Here is an 18,451-nt window from a genome sequence, read left to right as displayed (position 1 = left end):
GGATCTTACCTCCTTCCTGGCTTTTAACGTGCTAAATAATATCGGCGTTTATTAATGATAAGGGCAACAATATACAGAATGATTTCAATGATGACGTATGTAATGAGCAAGACGAAGATGCCTTTTGCATAGGTGATCGTTTCTGTGTTCAATAAAAAATTCTTTTGTCCATCAATGATTTTGCCAAAATCAAAATAAGTCTGTGGAAACAGGCTGATGTCCTTGCCAAACAATTCTTGTGTCGAGCGCGTGAAATAAATGCGTTCAGAGAACAAGATCAAACTGCTGATGAATAGAACAATCCATTCATTTTTAAAAAGCAAACTTAAGACGATATTCAACCGTACGAATAAGATCACTAACAGCGGTATGACGACGAGTGTCTTTCCTAAATAGGAAGCCAAAGAAATGACACTATAGTCCTCGAGTGTAAACGTTTGTTGTTGAATCATGATGGGAACATTCAAATCGAAATAGCCGAATCCGAACTGAATCGTCATGACGAGTACGCCAACAATGATAACGCTTCCAATGAATGCCATTGAATAAAGGAATGCCGACAATGATTTCAAATTCAGTTGGCGATACCAAGATAATGGCAAGCCTTGCAGGACCGCCTGATGTTTTCGGTCCCTTGACAAGATGTCACTGCTCACATAAATCACGCAAAATAAAAGGAAGTAAACGCCGTAATTTTGGAGGAAGTTCTGCAATGTTTGCAACCCCGTTTTTTCATACATTAAACCAAATGTGATGGGGTGATCCTTATTTAGATAATCCTCATACTTCATCATCGTTTGCTGATAAGCATGCGCCCTGTCCTTGCTTGGAAATGGTGCGGTCTGAAATAAAAACCGATCCTCTAAATATTCACCTGGATTCCCTTGCAAATAGATTGTCCTTAATTTAAGCAACCGTTCATAGTTCCGATCTTCAAAAGACATCAACATACCGGAAAACAAATCATAATTATAGGCATTCATCGAATAAACGGGTGTGCCTATCTGACGATCATAGGAATAGCTATGCCAAGGAAAAACAAGGCCGGTATTACCGATACTTCTCCATAATTTTTGCTGGTCTCCCAAATAAGCTAAATATTCCTCTGTCTCCTTTTTATTAAATGCTTCCTTCGTATTCGCATACGGCCATAATAGTAAACAATAGCTAAACAATAAAACTGTGATGAAGAAAACAAATGGAATCGTACGTCTGCTTCTTGCTGTAATTAAAAATTCATGCTTTAAATAATTTCGATTCATCCCAGCTTCCCCTTTTGATTATTGTTTTTATTTATTTCAAAACATTGTATTATATTTCACTATATACATATTATTGTAATACTTCAATAGTATGTGATTATTAGAAATTCCCTTGGATTGGAAATTTATGATCCATAAAAAATCCCCCCACTGTCTATGATGAACGCGAATATTAGTTTCACTTTATCCGACATCGTATATATGAACAGATTACCGGCTATGTTAGAAACAGTGGAATCGAAAGGATGAATGATCAAATATGAGAAGATGGATATTTTTCATGTTAGCTTGCTGCTGCGTTATGATAAGTGGCTGCAGCAACCAAAACATCGTTCCAAAAAAGGAAGCAAGCAATGTCGTCGATACATATGGCATCACAACATTTAGCGTGACGATTGATACAAAGGAAGAGAAAGAAGCATTGAAGGCAAGCTTCGCCGAAAAAAAGGAAAGATCAGAGGCGGAGTATCTGAATAAAAAACAGGAAGTTGCATTGCACGGGAAGAAGGCGCTTGAAAAGATAATGGACGCTTTTGATAAAATGGAACCTGACCCCGAAGCCGAAGAAACGGAATTGATCAAAAGTGCCGCAGAGGCATTTGAATTTAAGGATTTTCAAATGATTCGATTGGAAATTACTTTCAAGGGATATGACAGCAAAGAAATCATGTTCTCCAAATAATGCATAGATATCGGACTCCGAAAAGGATTGCGATATCTTTTTTTATATTGCGGGCTAGATGTCCAGGAAAAGGGTAAAGCATATGGAAACGACTTGCTTATTCATCGATGTTTTCAAGGAGGCAATGCATATGGAATGGAAAGGAAGAAGGGGCAGCAGAAATGTGGAAGATCGCAGAGGGATGGGAGGAAAAACGCTCGTCGGTGGAGGTATCGGCGGTGTTGTCATAGTGCTCCTCGTCATGTTTCTCGGCGGTGACCCGGGAGATATCTTAAACAACTTGGCAACGCCCCCTTAAAATACAGAGTATGTAGAAACAGAGCAGGATAAGGAGTTAGCCGACTTTGTTTCCGTCGTTTTGGCCGATACGGAAGATGTTTGGACAGAAGTCTTTGAGAAGGAAGTAATGGTTTATCGCGAACCGATTCTGGTGCTTTACTCGGGAAGCGTCCAATCCGCCTGCGGGATGGCGGGTTCAGCGGTCGGTCCGTTTTATTGTCCAGCTGATGAGAAATTATATATCGATCTGAGTTTTTATGATGATTTGCAAACACAGTTCAAGGCGCCTGGTGATTTTGCGATGGCTTACGTTATCGCACACGAAGTCGGGCATCATGTGCAAAAGTTGTTAGGTATCAGCGATGAAATGGCGAAAATACGTAGTCGCGTCAGTGAGGAGGAATATAATAAATACTCAGTGCGGCTGGAGTTGCAAGCCGATTATCTCGCAGGTGTATGGGCGCATCATGCGCAAGGAATGGGCGTCTTGGAGAAGGGAGACTTGGAGGAAGCATTGAACGCAGCAAGCGCGGTCGGCGATGATACAATCCAGCAAAGGGCTCGTGGCTATGTCGTTCCCGAAAGCTTCACACATGGTACTTCAGAACAGAGAAAAAAATGGTTTTACCGAGGTTTTGAAGCTGGCAATCTTGAAGAGGGAGATACATTTGGCGCGGGGAATCTTTGATTGAGGTTTTAGGAAATAATGGGCCGTTGCGCAAAAGAATGGACCTTGAAGTGGAAAGAATGGGCTCTTGTTCAAAAGAATGGACCTTGGAGCAGAAAGAATGGGTCCTTGTTCAAAAGAATGGACCTTGGAGCAGAAAGAATGGGTCCTTGTTCAAAAGAATGGACCCTAGAGCGGAAAGAATGAGCCCTTGTTCAAAAGAATGGACCCTTGCGCAATTCATAGTGCCCTTGCAAGAATAAATGAAACAACAGGTGAAGGAGTAAATGCTCCTTCACCTGTTTTATGCTTACACGATACTCGATACTTTCCTCGATTGATTGTCCAACTCGGACGCAGATGAAGCGATCGCTAAAAAATCGTCCATTGCGATTTCAATCCGTTGCTGGCAACGGTCGACGTTTTCCTGGGCCAACGTCGTTCCTTTAGAAATATTTTTGATTTCCGTCGTGATCGCTTCGACTCCCTCACGTACTTCCACGATCGACTTCTCCACATTTGCAGACAATTTACGGACTTCTTTTGCAACAACGTCGAAGCCCCTTCCATGCTCCCCCGCCCGCGCGGCTTCAATCGCTGCATTCAAAGCGAGCAAATTTGTTTGAGCCGCAATTTCCCTGATCGTCTTCACGATATGCTGGATGCTTTCGGCATGCAACTGCAAATTCTCAAGAGTTTTCGTATTGTCATGGGAAATCGCCGCGATATCTTCGATAATTACTAACAACTCCTTGCTCCGTTCCATTCCAATATCCGCGCGTTCCGTCAACCCTTCCGACATCTGTCTTAACTCTTCGACAACAGAGGTGATAGACATTTGCCGTTTCGTAATATTTGAGGCAACTTTGGAAATACTAATGACTTTTCTCCCATCATGACTGAATACAGGCATATACGTTGCCTCAAGCCATACTTTCTCACCATTCTTATCTTTCATTTCAATTTTCCCGTGTTGGCTGATGCCACGCAGCAACTCCCGCCAGAACTTGTCATACTCAGCACTCTTCACATATTCATCAAAACAAAGATCGTCATGCCGGACACCGATCATTTCATCTTTCGAGTACCCCATTGCATTTGCAAAAATATCGTTGACGTAAGCAATTTTATGATCCAAATCATATCGGATGATGGCAAGATTCTTCTCGAGCGCCTTTACGACATGATCATCCGTTACTTGTTCAATCACCTGTTTCACCATTTCATCCCCCCTAACTCTCTTCACACACAGACTTTTCACTATTATTCGGAATCTCTGGACCTACTACTATTTAACCATAGTCGAGGATCAAGTGGAATACCTTGGAGATTGTTATATATCCATTTTTTTCTCATAGAATGGTAAGTAGTATACGAGGAGGTGAAGTTTTGAATAGTTCATTTCAGAAAGAAGCTTTGGATGAATTGCATTTTTGGCTTCAAATACTTGGGGATCATGGCAGATTCCTTCACGATTCACTTGCCCCTGGCCAAAACGCTTGGATTGACACTGCCGCAGCTTTCATTGATCGGTTCGATAAATTATTGAATCGGTCGAAGCAATCTTTAAATCAAAGCGAATTACTATCATTGGTCAGTCATTCTAAAACAGAAAGTGAAGCAATCCGCGAGTTTAAGCTAGCCATTATCAAGGAACAATTGGTCGGGAACATAAAGATTTCATTGACTCCATCTTTCATCAACCATATGGTCAATGAAGTCGAAGAAGCGATCAGACTCTTTTCCTATTTGGAAAAGGGGGAAACGCCTCCGCTAGTCCACCCACTTCACCATGATCTCATATGGCTGCTAGACGCAGCAGGTCACGCCGGTGCGATTGATGCAAATATGGATCGTGTTGAAACGCAGCTGAAAAAGAAAAGCAGCATATTCATGAAGGACTGGGAAGCGTTCTACCTGAAAGCCGTTGAAATGACTGGATTTTTGCGCACTAACGTGGCCAAATTCCCTGCATTGGAAAAATTCCATAGCGACGTTTACTTGGAAATGTCCATCTTCAAAACGTTTTTGAATGAACTAGAAGAAATGGGATTGAAAAAAGAAACGCTTGGAGCCTTAACCCCACTGATGGCTGACCATATGGCCCGCGAGGAATGTTACTATTTATTGAAACTCGCGGAGTCGGCAGGTACACCGGATCCTGACTGCAATCCCGCAAAGGAAAGAGTGCAAGGGTATTAAACTTTTACGTTCCTATTACAACTGCACTATTCAAGTTGGCAAGAGCCGCTAAAATACTAGAACCCGTTATATGGCTCGTCTTCGGATTGTCCGGAGACGGGTTGTTTTTGATGGTCATATCGAATTCGCCGAAAGAACCCTTTGCCGTGATATGATGAATGTTTTGCTTGATGGCTGGATCGGCAATGATACGGACACGCGTCTTCTCTACTCCAACACCCGCCAACGACAATACGATGGCGACATTCGCATTTTTAGGGAATTGTTCAATCGCGTCACGGGCTGGCCCTTCAAACAGCGTTTGCTCCACAGTAATTTTATCTGCAGTTAAAGAGTGAGCGGGTTTTCTGGTAGTAAGCACGACGGACTCAAGCCCGCCTGCCAATTTAGCCGCCTTCAGGACATCCAAGCCGCCTATCGCACCGGATGGCAAATAGATTCGATGTCCGTTTTCTTCTGCCGCCTGTTCTAAACGTTTGCCATAGGAAGAATCGGCGAACGCTCCAACACTGATGAGCATCAAGTCCTTCTTTTGGATGACGCCAAGTCCATATGTTTTTGCCGCTTCGATGTTGCAGCATTCGACTACGATATCAATGTCAGATTGCAAGAATGAAGTTATGTCATGAAATGCTTGGCAATCGTATGTATCGGCGCACGCAGGAAGCTCAACTCTCGCTTTCTCTCGTTCATCTAATATAGCGGTGATTTTGACATTGGGCAGGAGTTGTTCTTTGTTTATTTTTTGTAAGAGATATGTGCCGAGGTTTCCTTTTCCGATTAGACCTATTTTGATTGGGATCAGTCCTTTTGCTTTTAAATTTAGTATACAGAAAACCCCTTGGCTGAACCAAGGGGTTTACGTAGTATCATGCGTTTCTATTATCTAGAAATAGTGATATTCGCAGGTATTGCCAGTTTATTTCCAGAAGCGTCTTTAATAGTTAGGGTGTTTTTAACTTTCAACTCTAACGTCTTTTCTAAATCAGCATTAGAAAGGTTGTTTTCCAATGTGAATGTTACAGTAGTAACTCCGTCTGTATGTGCTGGAGTTGTTACAGCCGTTTTAGATGCAACTGTCGCTCCACCGATTAGAAGGTCAAAATCATTAGTTCCTGAAGTTGTAGTGACAGCTTCAGAGAATGTAAGAGTCACTTGATTTGTTCCTACTAATTTAGCAGATGCTACTGTTGGTGCAACATTCTCTTTAAGTGATACAGTATTCGTGAAGAAAGGCTCCATCACTTTAGCTGAACCTAGTGCTTTCACGTTTGCAATGTTGATGTTGCGAGTTCCTGTAAAATTATTAGAATCTTGCTTCAATGTAAGAACTGCAACTTGCTTACCATCTGCAACAGGATTTAATTTCACAGATTCAACTACTGCACCATCGATTTGATAATTAGCAGCAGTCGTCGCAGATGCTCCGTCAACCGCTTTATCAAATGTGACATTTACCTTGTTGTTATCTTGTGGATCTTGAACAACAGATTCTACCCCAACGATTGCATCGCTTGCAGGAGTGTTATCTTTACCACGAGTAAACGTTACTTTAGCTGTGTCAGCAATAACTCCTGATTCGCTTGTAATATTTGCAAATGTCAAATCAAGTGTGTAAACTGCACCTTCTACATCAAATGTAGAACCAAGGAATGCATCAAGCTCAACACGTACAACCTTCTTATTTGAAGTGTTTTTGTATTCGACAGTAGTAGCGGAAAGATTTTCAGCAGTAACTTGTGTTGTTACGTAATTTTTAACATACGAACCAACTCCGTCTACTGTAGGAGCATTACCTAAATCAACATTCTTGTCGAATGTAATTTCAAGATATTCTTTTCCGTTTGTTTCATCCGCAACGACTTTGCTTGAAGCAACTTTTGGAGCATTACTATCCTTAACAAAGCTTACCACTTTGCTAACTGTGTCGCCCGCTTCGCCGCTAAGGTCGATGAATCCACTGATTTCAACAGTTTTCGCTTCATCAAGAACAGCTGAAGTAGTTACATTGTAAACAGTTGGATCATTTGCATCTTTCTCCACTTTTGAAGCTGTTGTGCCACCAACTTTTACAGTCGGACCTTGTTGTAACTCCTCAGTGAATTTGATTGCAAAAGATTTCGCACCAGTTTGCGTAACAGATGTTACAACTGGTTTCACTCCATCTTTGTCGCCCTTTTGGAAAGTGACAGTAGTAGGATTCGGTGAGATCAAGTTGCCGGCTTGGTCTTGTGTGCCAATGAATGTAGCAATCACGTCTTGGTTAGCAGCAACGTCTGAACCTAGAGTGAATGTTACTTCTTTAGCTCCCGCTTTAAAGTTGTTTGTAACACCTTTAGCAGAACTTGTAACAGCTGTACCATTTGCTAGTTTATAGCTAACATCTCCAAGAGATTTAAGAGGTTCAGAGAAAGTTACTTTGAATGTGCTAGCAGAAGTTCTTTCGGTTTTCACGACTGTTGGTGCCGTTTTATCTGCCGCAATTGTAACCATTTCTTCATACTTCACAATGTTTTTGCCGTTGTATGATTTCAAACCGTCAATGACGACATCGTAACGTTTAGAAAGTACGTTAGCCGCTGTGATTGTCAACGTTTTACCGTCAGTTGACAACTCGCCTGTAAGAGCTCCTGGACGTACATTGTCAAGTGATGTTAGTGAAACGACATTAGCTTTGAACGCTCCGCTTTTACCGTCTGCAAACAAAGTTGCTTTATCAACTGGAAGGTTGAATTTCACTTCAACTTGTGTAGCGTTGATTCCTTCAACGGATGCAACTTCAAGGTTTGTTGGCTCTGCAACGACAACCGTAAGTACTAAATCCTCAGCGTTGTTTCCTGCTTCGTCAACCGCGCTGTATGTCACTTTGTATGTGCCATAGACTTTTGTGTCGATGGCAGTTAGTCTTTCGCCAGCTTCGTTTGTGATAACAGAAGTGACTTCGACTTTTTCGTCAACGTTGTCAGTTGCAGTTACAACTGGAAGTGTAAAGTCTGCGCCGTATTCAACGTTAAGTGTTTTTTCGCCAGTGTAAACTAGTTTTGGTGCTTCTGTGTCTGCTTCTTCTTCTACGTTTACATTAGAAGTTTTGTAGAGGAATGAAGCGAATTGACCGCGTGTTGTTGTGTTTTTCGGGTTGAATTGCGGTGCAATCGGGTTCGTGATATCGAAGTAGTCTAGTACATCGATGTAAGGACGAGCTTCTGCTTTCGCTTTTGCTAGATCTGTTACATCTTTGTTGAATTCTTTTTCTTTTACTAGTGTTACTAGATCGGTTTTATGGATAGCGTCGTATGCTCTGACAAGAACGATCGCCATGTTTTCACGTGTAATATCTTTTCCTGCTCCGAGTGTTCCATCTTCGTAACCGTTAAATACGCCATTGTCTTTTACAAGTGCAGCATATTTAAGGAGTTCGTCATTTGATTTAGATGTAAGATCTTTGAATCGCGGGTTTGTCTTGTAATCTGTCGGGATTTTATAGTCTAGTGATACTAGCCATTTACCCATCATTTTGACAACATCAGAACGAGTCAATGTTTTATTCGGTTGGAATGTACCGTCGGGATAGCCATTGATAACTCCTGTTTCTACCAATGCTTTAATAGCTGGTTCGTGCGTATTCCCTTTCACGTCGGAAAACTCTGCCGCGCTAGCCACTGGTGCTACTGCTGTTGCGACCAATGCTGCTGAAGCTGCACCGATCATGAAATTACGATATTTTTTTGGTTGGTTGTTACCCATAAATAAATTTCCTCCTCTGAGATGTACGAAATAATTGAGAGTAATGCATCCCATATACGTATACCCTCGACAAACATTATTAATCATATTTTATAAAATTGATAGAGGTATTAACTGGTTATAGTTCCAGTCTACCATTCTATTTCATGATTAAAATAGAAAATGTCCGTCTATCTTTCTCAAGTAAGAAAGCTATAATCTCATAGCATCAAGCTTTTAACGAGCTTACAACCACTTCATTTTTCTTTTTCTTTTTTATTCGTCTTTTTCAAGAACATTTGATAGATCGGTTTTAATGATTTTGGAGTGAGTTCTATATCATTTTCATGCGCATATTTGACGGCATGTCCTAAAGCAATCGTCATTCCGCCAGCAACACTTGCCCCCGCCACCATGCCTGCTCCGGGAACAAACTTCACGATTTGCCTGAAAACCGTCTTTCCAATGTTTCCGACAATCGTCGCGATGATCAATTCCTTGGCGTTGTCTTTCGTTATCGGTTTTCCGTACAACGTCGATAGCTTCAACATTAGACTGACTTGTAATGCGGTTAGCGGAACAAAGTCGGACCCTGGAATCGGTACGGCTCCGATTGTGGCAGCGGATGCTCCTGCAGCGAGGATCCACCGGTTTGCGATTGCTGATTTATCATTCATGTTTGCCGCCATTAAAATATCTTTTTTTTTGGCTTCCAATAATGTGAGCACTTCTTTTTGCAGCATTCCTATATTTTCCCCGGTCCGTGAAGAAATCGGAGTGACCGGATATTCGTAGCCTGTATGGTCCTGGACATACTTCACGAGACTCGGTATGTCGTCAGCGGCATCGATTTTATTTAAAACAAGAATAAGGTCTTTATTCACCTTCGCAATCCTCTTTAAAGATTTCAGCTCTGTTTCGGACAAAACCGTCCCCGCAGCATTTAAGAAAAATAAAATCAGATCGGCCTGCTTATAAAATTTCATTGTTTCATCGGAATGTTCACTGTAGATATCATCCAGTCCCGGAGTATCGACAAAGATGATTTTATCCTTGTAACTAAATTTCTTAATTTCCTGTGTTTCACCAGGCTTCGCGCCGACTTGTGCTACGTCGTCTCCCATTAGACGATTGATCGTCGATGATTTTCCGGCATTCACGTCACCGATCATGGCAATCAGGATTTCGCTTTCCAGTTGTTCGTTTATTTCAGCTGATTTCTCATCAAATATTTTGTCGAACTCATCGTCTGACATCCATTGTCGACTCATCTGGATCACCTTCCTCTTACGATTAGTTATGGCCACTTCCTATTCATACGGATAGTATGGCAATAGGATTCAGTTTCTTATTCAATACCCTATTTGGAAATGAAAAACCTGCATCTCCTAAGAGACACAGGTCTTATTTCTAGAATATCTTTTTTCGATCTCTTTCTTCTTTTAAAATCACAACGGATTCCCGGAAACGTAAGGAATGGACATTTTCCCGTTCTCGCAGAAATTTGAGTGAATCGTTCAATGTCGGGTCATCCGAAATGTCGATGAGCCATTGATACGTCGCGCGCGCTTTTTCTTCCGCCGCAATATCCTCATATAAATCGGCAATCGGGTCGCCTTTCGCTTGGAAATATGTCGATGTGAATGGAACGCCGCCTGCATTTTCATAGAAGAGTGCATGGCCGTGGTTGACGAAATGCGCTCCTAAACCGGCCTCTTCCAATTGCTGTGGTGACGCATCCTTTGTCAGTTTATAAATCATTGTTGCCAGCATTTCGAGATGAGAGAACTCTTCAGTGGCAATGTCGTTCAACACACCGATCACTTTATCAGGAACAGTATACCGCTGATTCATATAGCGCAGAGCCGCAGCCAACTCGCCGTCAGCTCCTCCGTATTGCTCCATCATATACTTCGCCAATTTCGGATTGCACGTACTCACTTCTACTGGATATAGAAGCTTTTTCTCATAGACCCACATTCAATCTCCCCCTTTCACCGTTGCCATGGCCACGGTGGTTGATTCCAGCGCCAGCCTGCCTCGATAGCCTGTTCGGAAGGAATGGAATAGAGCGATAGGGGTCCATATCGATTTTCATATTGGCGCCGAAGACGGGCAGCCTCTTTAATAGCTTCCCTCCATTGGTCCAATGCTTCTTCATCAGTCGGATGTGTATTCGTGTATAAAGTCAGTTCGACAACGACAAAATCGGCTTCCTGCAAGCGGATCATCATTTGACGTTCTTCTTCGAATGCATTCACGAAATGCCCTCCTCGCGAGAGAATCCATCGGCAAGTATCGGCCAAAGTGTTCCATGGCGGAGAGCCTGCTCAGGCGTGAACTGCGGAAGTCCTGGCGGTTGAAAACCAATGAACAGTTGAGGTGGCAACACAAACGTCTTCACCCTAATGGGCGGACACGGGTCAAGAGGGGAATTGTAAGGTTCGTAGCTTCCCCGGTATGACGGTCGTTCCAAATCTCATCACTCCTCAAGCTATGTTATGCGGGAGGATTTGAAATGATTCAATCGTCCAAGTGATGACAAGCGTAATTTCCTTCTAATAATCCCTTGAACCATTTTGCACATTGATATGTTTTATCCCAATTAGAGTCTTTGTCTTCAATTCCCCAGCAAGCGTACAAAGTCGACATCGAAACGGCAGATTTCAATAGTTTTTCGCGATTCAAGTCCAATGATTCACTGAGCAGGTCCACTCGCTTCTTCAACAATGCTTCGGGATTCGACTTTGTAAACAGGTGATTGATAAGGAATGAAACGACGTCGAAGTACGGACTGCCGGCAACACCTTTCGGGTCAATCGCGAGCCAGCCTCTCTCGTTTGAAAACAAAATGTTTTCATGATGTAAATCGCCGTGCAGTAATCCGATTTCCGTTGACGATTGATGGATCTCATGTAAGTAGTCAACCGCCATCTTGACCCATTCATTTGGAATTGGGCCGTTGTTTTTAGGGTGATTGCTTTGATACTTCGGAAATGCGGCCGCCCAGTCTAAAACTGTTGGGAAATCATAAGCAGTCGGCAACGGACAACGAATCTCCTTCCAAACATGGCAGAAGTTTTGAATGACAACTACTACATCTGTTTCTGCACAAAGCATCGTTCCGGGTTGAAGCTTTTCAAGCAGCATAGCCCCCCGCGAAGCATCAGCTTTTAGTAGTTTTGCACAACCTTGTCCATTGTAGAGCTGTAATGTCCGAACTTCATTTTGAAAATCAAATCCTGGCAAGCCTATCTTCAAAATGTACGGGTCGCTGTTATAATCGATTACGTGAATGACGTAGTTATAGGAAAGATTCGTGACGGGGCTTTCCAGTGTCAATCCCCAATCATGCGCGATACTGTTTACGTTGTCTTCCAGTGACTGCAGCCACTCCTCCCCCGTTTCACCAAAACAGTTTACGATTTTTTCTTGGAATGAAACAGGTATATTCATTCTGGATCAACTTCTTTCATTAAAGAATAGTTCGAGTATGTTTGTGTAAAGTTCAGCTTGCTCACTATGCACTAGATGGCCTGCAAATGGAATGACCGCAATATGGACTTTCTCGTTTTGTTCCGGATAAAACGTTGCCCCCTGCACTTCATGACCCTTTGCTTCACCGACAATGAGCAGCGTTCTGCATTGGAGCTCCTCTATGCTTCCAGTTTCATGAAATGGATACCAATCCTGTTCAAATGATTTCGTTAAAAAATCTTTCCAGTCCAACTGATGAATCGAATCAAAGTATTGCATTGCATCATCGTTTTCAAGAATCCCGTATTGCATTATCATGTCAGCTTGTCGTAATTCATCCCAATTAGAAGGTTTTTGAGGAATGATGCCCGACAATGATAGGCTCGTGACGAACTCTGGAAATCTCTTCGCGAATAACAGTCCGACAAGCGCCCCTAATGAACAGCCTACAATATGAGCCTGTTGGATATGTAAATGAAGCATTGTTTCGTACAAATCATTGGCCGTGTCTTCAAAGTAACTATGGATATCAATTTGCTCAATTTTTGATTTACCATGAGCCCGCAAGTCAGGAAGAATAACTTTATATCCCTTTTGAAAATACTCTTGTTGGTATACGAAATCGGTTTCCCCTGTTTGTAATCCGGTATGCAAGAAGATTATCGGTTCTCCCTCACCGAGGACTTTTGTATGAAGAATCACTCCCTTATCCCCCTATCGCTTCTATACTTCCCCAATAATAAGCAATCTCCTTGAATTTCTCTCCCCCTATGTCGATCATCGTCGTGTCAATTGGTTGTGCGCCAAGTGTTTCATAGAATACTTTTGATGGATTGCGTTCAAGCACCCATACGAGCATGGAGGTAAATCCTTGTGTTTTCAGGTTTTGTGCAATTGCTTGTGTCAGTTTCTTGCCAATTCCCTGGCCTTGAACTTCATGCAGTAAATAAATTGCGTATAACTCTCCATCTGCATCATAGTTGCCCGTCCGTTCTTTGCCCCCAGTTGCAAAGCCGACAATCTTACCATTTTTATCCTCAGCAACATATAACGCATTTTTCCCAATACCTCTGCGCCAATTTTCAGCACGCTGCTCATACGACATTTGTTGAAGATAGGACTCTGGAACAATATTTTTATAAGTTGTCCTCCAGCTGTCCACGTGAACACGAGCAATTCCTTCTTCATCGCCTTCCACCGCTTCTCTGATTCTCATGTGCAATCCCCCTCGACTATTATTCATTTTAGTTTACAGTAAATAGCGAAATAATAGAATTGCATTTGGAAAGGTTATGTAGATTCGACTTTTTTCAGAGTCCGTTGGATAGTTATCAATCATTTCCTGAAAGATATCAATCATTTCCTGAAAGATATCAATCATTTCCAAACAGTTATCGATCAATCTGAAGCACTTATCGTTCATTTCCCGAGTTTTATCGATCATTTCCCGAGTTTTATTGTCATTTTGTGACTTAAGACCCGCCGTCAACTCACCAAAAAAACCGCCACATCGTCATCCCATTGTGGCGGCCCCTCACTTCTTATGCAAATCTCCGATGAACCTTCTTTCCATCATATGAAAACACCACTTGTTTATTATCCACATATGTCTCCAAATGCACGATGCGGCCCCAAAGTTGATGGATATGCGGGAGAACGTTCTCCAAATACGGCACATCCAACTCCGTATCTTCGTATTTATGCACTAAGTAGAGCTCCCCGTTTCTGACGTAATCCCCATCATGCACGACAATATATGGAAAGCCCCCGTTTACACGCTGTGCAATGAGGCGATCTTGCACATTATGATATTCCTTATCCGATATTTTATAATGGCTCCCTTTTTTCTCGAACACATATAAATCTTCCTTTTGAACGAGCTCTTTCGTCAAATAGTTGCGGATGAAGGAAATGTCGGAATCCATCTCCCTCACCTCGAACATTTTCTCGCGACCGGACCCAGGCTTCACCCCTAATTCAAGCATCTCTTCATTCGGGTGATTATACCGCTGTTCGATGTCCTCAAAGATTTTCAGCCCTAAATAGTACGGATTGATGGATGTCCTAGATGGCTGGATCACATTCGCGTTCAACTTCGCAAATTCAATCGTTTCGTCCGTTGTCAATTCCATTTCCCTTAAAATTCGCTGATGCCAATACGTTGCCCAGCCTTCATTCATAATCTTCGTTTCCATTTGCGGCCAGAAATAAAGCATTTCCTCGCGGATCATCGTTAAAATATCTCTTTGCCATTCTTCCAATTCCCGACTGTTTTCCAAAATGAAAAGCAATAGATCCTTCTCCGGTGAAGCAGGCGTCTTTTTCCATTTTGTTTCCGTCGGCGGCCTTAACTTCTTATGATCGATTTCCCATAAATCATCGTAAACCGTTTTGCGGACAATTGGCGTATCTTCCTCCGGTTCCACTTCTTCATTTCCATGGCGCCATCTGACTAGCGACGGGTCGATATGCTCTTGGATGGCTAGCACCGAATCCAAGAAGCGTTCGACCTCTTCATTCCCATAAAGCATCTCATACTCGGCAATCCGTTCGGCCGTTGCTGTCATGCTTTCGACCATGTCCCGCCTCGTATTCGCGAAGCGGGAATTATTTTTGAAAAAATCGCAGTGGGCGAGAACGTGGGCAATGATCAATTTGTTCTGTATCAACGTATTGCTTTCCAATAGAAACGCATAACAAGGATTGGAATTGATGACGAGCTCATAGATTTGACTAAGCCCCAAATCATATTGAAGCTTCATCTTATGAAATTGTTTGCCGAAGCTCCAATGCGAAAATCGTGTCGGCATGCCGTACGCGCCGAAAGTATAAATGATATCCGCCGGACAAATTTCATAGCGCATCGGATAAAAATCCAAGCCGAACCCTTTGGCAATCTCCGTAATTTCCTCCGCGGCGTATTGTAGTGTTCTGTGCTCCGTCATACGGATTCCTCCAGGCGTTTATGGAAAAACTTTTTCAATGCATAGTACACGTCCTTGTTTTCCTTGAGTACATAATGCCGGAATTTCGGATCTTCGATTTTTTGGTACGTATTCATCAACGTCGAATATCGGCTATGCGCATTCACTTCCCCGTAACCGAACATATTCGATACTTCCATAAGTTCTTCTACCAGTGACATACACTTTCCGTTGTCTGAGGACATATTTTCTCCATCCGAGAAATGGAATGGATAAATATTATAACGGGACGGACTGTATTTTTTGGAAATGAGCTCAAGCGCTTTTTCATACGCAGTCGAACAAATCGTGCCCCCGCTCTCCCCTTTCGAGAAAAAGTCGACTTCTGATACGACTTTCGCGATTGTATGATGGGCAATGAACTCAATATCCACTTTTTCATATTTCGTCCGTAAAAACTTCGTCATCCAGAAATAAAAACTTCTCGCCATATATTTTTCAAAGGTGCCCATCGATGCACTCGTGTCCATCATCATGAGCACGACTGCTTTCGACTGCGGTTTGACGACCTCATCCCACGTCTTGAAACGCAGATCATCATTATAGATTGGCATGATTTCTGCATTGCCTTCCATTGCATTCCGCTTGAACGCCGCGATGATCGTCCGCTTTTTATCAATATTTCCAATGAGCCCTTTCTTCCTGATGTCATTGAACTGAATATCCTCTTCCGTGATTTCCGCCTGTTCCCTTTTTTCGAGATCCGGCAATTCAAGCTCTTTGAATAATGTCTCTTCGATTTCGGCGATCGACACTTCCGCTTCATAATAATCCTGCCCCGGCTGATCGCCCGCCTGCTTCCCTTTTCCAGCACTTTGACTGCCGTCGCTTGCTACAATGTCCCCGACTTGACTATCCCCGCCGCCTTGGCCGACATGCTTCGACTTATTGTGGTTATAACGGATTTTGTATTCATCCAACGAACGTATCGGTATTTTGATGACGTCTTTGCCATCCGACATGACGATGCTTTCTTCGCTGATCAATTCGGGCAGATTATTGTGGATCGCTTTTTTCACTTTATCCAAATGACGTTTTTGATCCTGATATCCTTTTCGGTGAAGCGACCAGTTTTCCTGGGAGACGACAAAAGATTCGCTCTGCTCTTCCTGCATTTCTATTCACCTACTCCAGTCCACTCATTTTTGTATTATATGCAACGACTGGCGGGTTATTGATATGGAACGCCCTATTACCGGTTCAATAGACTGCCGACGTACCGTAATAATTCATTTGCTGAAATGGAATTATAGCCATATTCATCGATGAGCCTTGCAACGACTTCATTGACTTTCTTCAAATGCGTCTCGTCAGGTGTTGCCGATGAAGTTGTAATTTTAACGACATCCTTCAAATCGGCGAATAGCTTCTTCTGGATCGCCTCGCGCAGCCGCTCATGGGATTTGTAATCAAACCTCTTACCTTTTCTTGCGTATGCGGAAATCCGGATAAGGATTTCTTCACGGAAAGCCCTTTTCGCATTCTCCGAAATTCCGATCTGTTCTTCAATCGATCGCATAAGTTTCTCATCAGGATTCATCTCTTCTCCTGTGAGAGGATCTTTCATTTTATGTTTATTGCAAAACGCCTCAACATTATCCAAGTAGTTATCCATCAAAGTGCGGGCAGACTCTTCATATGAATAGACGAATGCCTTCTGCACTTCCTTCTTCGCAATTTCATCAAATTCCTTACGAGCGATAGAAATATAATTTAAGTATTCCTCTTTATCTTCCTTAGAAATAGACGCATGCTGATCCAATCCTTCCTTTAAGGAACGGAGTACATCAAGCGCATTGATAGCATCCACTTCTTTACGGATAATTGCGGAAGAAATCCGATTGATGACATATCTTGGATCAATGCCGTCCATGCCTTCGTTTGGAAATTCTTTTTTCAACTCTTCCAGATCGGCCGAATTGAAGCCTTCCACATTTTCACCATCATATAACCGCATCTTTTTCACAATATCGATTCCTTGCTTTTTCGATAATTTTAAACGTGTCAATACGGAGAAGATTGCAGCGACCCTAAGGGCGTGGGGGGCAATATGAACATGGGCCATATCACTTTCACGAATCATCTTTTCATAGATTTTCTCTTCCTGGCTCACTTTCAAGTTATAAGGGATCGGCATAACGATAATTCTCGAATGGAGCGCTTCATTCTTTTTATTGGAAATGAATGCCCGATATTCGGTTTCATTCGTATGGGCGACTATTAATTCATCCGCACTGATCAATGCAAATCTGCCCGCTTTGAAGTTTCCTTCTTGCGTTAACGACAATAGATGCCATAGGAATTTTTCATCGAGTTTCAGCATCTCCTGGAATTCCATTAACCCGCGATTTGCCTTATTCAGCTCGCCGTCGAAACGGTATGCACGTGGATCTGATTCTGAACCGTATTCGGCAATTGTCGAAAAGTCGATGCTTCCTGTCAAATCTGCGATATCTTGGGATTTCGGGTCGGATGGCGTAAATGTTCCGATGCCCACCCGCTTGTCTTCTGAAAAGAATATCCTTTCAATGAGCACATCCTCAATCCGTCCATCGTATTCTTTTTCAAGGCGCATCGTATTCAATGGGGATAAGCTTCCTTCAATTCGGATGCCGAATTCTTCATAGAACTCATCACGTAAATATTCCGGGATGAGATGCAAAGGGTCTTCATGCATCGGGCATCCTTTAATGGCATAGACTGCACCTTCATCTGTCTTCGAATATTGCTCCAATCCATGCTTCAACAATGTGACAATGGTTGACTTCCCTCCACTGACGGGTCCCATAAGCAATAGAATTCTCTTCCTTACATCCAGACGTTTCGCTGCAGGATGAAAATATTCGGTCACAAGCCGCTCGATTGTGTCCTCGAGACCGTAAATTTCATTTTCAAAAAAGCAGAACTTTGTATAACCATTTTCTTTCGATTGTCCATGGCTTTTGATCATTTCATACACTCTTGAATGTGCCGTTTGCGCGACTTCTTTACGTTCTTGTAAAATGTTTAAATACTCGGCGAAGGTACCTTCCCACTTCAGCTTGCTTTCTTCTTCACGAAAATCCTCCAACTTGCGTAAAATATCCATTCGTTTCCCTCCATTCAGGGCCTGGTTTCAATATTGTATGCGAGGAGGCTCTGTAAAATGAGGCATACAAAACAAGCGGCTGAACGA

At 42.6% G+C, this 18,451-nt stretch carries 16 protein-coding genes and 1 pseudogene; 3 read left to right on the top strand and 14 right to left on the bottom strand.

Features of this window, described 5'->3' with window-relative positions; translation table 11 throughout:
- Positions 1-23: 23 nt before the first annotated feature.
- On the bottom strand, positions 24-1,262 hold the full coding sequence (locus tag AWV70_RS19100) for a hypothetical protein (protein WP_060210122.1): 1,239 nt from the start codon (positions 1,260-1,262) through the stop codon (positions 24-26).
- 259 nt (positions 1,263-1,521) lie between these two features.
- Here AWV70_RS19100 and AWV70_RS19095 point away from each other — a divergent pair, with 259 nt between their 5' ends.
- Positions 1,522-1,944, top strand: a complete 423-nt coding sequence (locus AWV70_RS19095; protein WP_060210121.1) for a YusW family protein — start codon at positions 1,522-1,524, stop codon at positions 1,942-1,944.
- 130 nt (positions 1,945-2,074) lie between these two features.
- Positions 2,075-2,911 (top strand): annotated as a pseudogene (locus tag AWV70_RS19090) (neutral zinc metallopeptidase).
- Positions 2,912-3,200: 289 nt separating this feature from the next.
- Here AWV70_RS19090 and AWV70_RS19080 read toward each other — a convergent pair.
- Entirely contained in the window at positions 3,201-4,112 is a 912-nt protein-coding gene (locus tag AWV70_RS19080) for a methyl-accepting chemotaxis protein (protein WP_060210119.1), read from the bottom strand.
- 167 nt (positions 4,113-4,279) lie between these two features.
- Here AWV70_RS19080 and AWV70_RS19075 point away from each other — a divergent pair, with 167 nt between their 5' ends.
- Positions 4,280-5,092, top strand: coding sequence for a DUF2935 domain-containing protein (locus AWV70_RS19075; RefSeq protein ID WP_235588761.1), 813 nt, complete (start codon positions 4,280-4,282; stop codon positions 5,090-5,092).
- A 4-nt stretch (positions 5,093-5,096) separates the two neighbouring features.
- Here AWV70_RS19075 and nadX read toward each other — a convergent pair whose 3' ends face one another.
- The 12 genes from nadX to AWV70_RS19010 all read right to left on the bottom strand — a co-directional run bounded on the left by nadX (position 5,097) and on the right by AWV70_RS19010 (position 18,364).
- Positions 5,097-5,873 (bottom strand): aspartate dehydrogenase, encoded by a 777-nt coding sequence (gene nadX, locus AWV70_RS19070; protein ID WP_268777889.1) that lies wholly within the window; start codon positions 5,871-5,873, stop codon positions 5,097-5,099.
- 101 nt (positions 5,874-5,974) lie between these two features.
- A complete protein-coding gene (locus AWV70_RS23070) occupies positions 5,975-8,836 on the bottom strand; it encodes an S-layer homology domain-containing protein (RefSeq protein ID WP_160327687.1) in 2,862 nt (953 codons plus the stop codon).
- 236 nt (positions 8,837-9,072) lie between these two features.
- Entirely contained in the window at positions 9,073-10,086 is a 1,014-nt protein-coding gene (locus AWV70_RS19060; RefSeq protein WP_060210116.1) for a YcjF family protein, read from the bottom strand.
- A 139-nt stretch (positions 10,087-10,225) separates the two neighbouring features.
- Positions 10,226-10,795 (bottom strand): manganese catalase family protein, encoded by a 570-nt coding sequence (locus tag AWV70_RS19055; RefSeq protein WP_060210115.1) that lies wholly within the window; start codon positions 10,793-10,795, stop codon positions 10,226-10,228.
- A gap of 14 nt (positions 10,796-10,809) precedes the next feature.
- Complete coding sequence (locus tag AWV70_RS19050; RefSeq protein WP_060210114.1) at positions 10,810-11,076, bottom strand: spore coat protein CotJB; 267 nt, start codon at positions 11,074-11,076, stop codon at positions 10,810-10,812.
- Entirely contained in the window at positions 11,073-11,291 is a 219-nt protein-coding gene (locus AWV70_RS19045; RefSeq protein ID WP_060210113.1) for a spore coat associated protein CotJA, read from the bottom strand. Before AWV70_RS19045 ends, AWV70_RS19050 begins: the two co-directional genes overlap by 4 nt.
- A gap of 47 nt (positions 11,292-11,338) precedes the next feature.
- Positions 11,339-12,271 carry an aminoglycoside phosphotransferase family protein gene (locus AWV70_RS19040; protein ID WP_060210112.1) on the bottom strand — a complete coding sequence of 311 codons (933 nt, stop codon included), beginning with the start codon at positions 12,269-12,271 and terminating at the stop codon, positions 11,339-11,341.
- A gap of 6 nt (positions 12,272-12,277) precedes the next feature.
- On the bottom strand, positions 12,278-12,994 hold the full coding sequence (locus tag AWV70_RS19035; protein WP_060210111.1) for an alpha/beta fold hydrolase: 717 nt from the start codon (positions 12,992-12,994) through the stop codon (positions 12,278-12,280).
- A 4-nt stretch (positions 12,995-12,998) separates the two neighbouring features.
- Positions 12,999-13,508 (bottom strand): GNAT family N-acetyltransferase, encoded by a 510-nt coding sequence (locus AWV70_RS19030; RefSeq protein ID WP_201024406.1) that lies wholly within the window; start codon positions 13,506-13,508, stop codon positions 12,999-13,001.
- Between the two features lie 325 nt (positions 13,509-13,833).
- A complete protein-coding gene (locus AWV70_RS19020) occupies positions 13,834-15,237 on the bottom strand; it encodes a SpoVR family protein (protein WP_060210108.1) in 1,404 nt (467 codons plus the stop codon).
- A complete protein-coding gene (yhbH, locus tag AWV70_RS19015; protein WP_060210107.1) occupies positions 15,234-16,391 on the bottom strand; it encodes a sporulation protein YhbH in 1,158 nt (385 codons plus the stop codon). The genes AWV70_RS19020 and yhbH overlap by 4 nt, the downstream gene beginning before the upstream one ends.
- 77 nt (positions 16,392-16,468) lie before the next feature.
- Positions 16,469-18,364: a PrkA family serine protein kinase gene (locus tag AWV70_RS19010; protein ID WP_060210106.1), complete on the bottom strand. Its 1,896-nt coding sequence runs from the start codon at positions 18,362-18,364 to the stop codon at positions 16,469-16,471.
- Between the last annotated feature and the right edge of the window lie 87 nt (positions 18,365-18,451).

The sequence above is a fragment of the Sporosarcina koreensis genome, from assembly GCF_001531445.1.
GTDB lineage: Bacteria > Bacillota > Bacilli > Bacillales_A > Planococcaceae > Sporosarcina > Sporosarcina koreensis_C.
Note: the sequence above shows the minus strand (reverse complement) of the source record. Positions and strands in the feature narration are given on the sequence as shown.

Coding starts and splice junctions, on each gene's coding strand:
- AWV70_RS19100 (WP_060210122.1), bottom strand. CDS start 1,262: ATGAATCGAAATTATTTAAAGCATGAATTTTTAATTACAGCAAGAAGC.
- AWV70_RS19055 (WP_060210115.1), bottom strand. CDS start 10,795: ATGTGGGTCTATGAGAAAAAGCTTCTATATCCAGTAGAAGTGAGTACG.
- AWV70_RS19010 (WP_060210106.1), bottom strand. CDS start 18,364: ATGGATATTTTACGCAAGTTGGAGGATTTTCGTGAAGAAGAAAGCAAG.
- yhbH (WP_060210107.1), bottom strand. CDS start 16,391: ATGCAGGAAGAGCAGAGCGAATCTTTTGTCGTCTCCCAGGAAAACTGG.
- AWV70_RS19030 (WP_201024406.1), bottom strand. CDS start 13,508: ATGAGAATCAGAGAAGCGGTGGAAGGCGATGAAGAAGGAATTGCTCGT.
- AWV70_RS19060 (WP_060210116.1), bottom strand. CDS start 10,086: ATGAGTCGACAATGGATGTCAGACGATGAGTTCGACAAAATATTTGAT.
- AWV70_RS19080 (WP_060210119.1), bottom strand. CDS start 4,112: ATGGTGAAACAGGTGATTGAACAAGTAACGGATGATCATGTCGTAAAG.
- AWV70_RS23070 (WP_160327687.1), bottom strand. CDS start 8,836: ATGGGTAACAACCAACCAAAAAAATATCGTAATTTCATGATCGGTGCA.
- AWV70_RS19040 (WP_060210112.1), bottom strand. CDS start 12,271: ATGAATATACCTGTTTCATTCCAAGAAAAAATCGTAAACTGTTTTGGT.
- AWV70_RS19095 (WP_060210121.1), top strand. CDS start 1,522: ATGAGAAGATGGATATTTTTCATGTTAGCTTGCTGCTGCGTTATGATA.
- AWV70_RS19020 (WP_060210108.1), bottom strand. CDS start 15,237: ATGACGGAGCACAGAACACTACAATACGCCGCGGAGGAAATTACGGAG.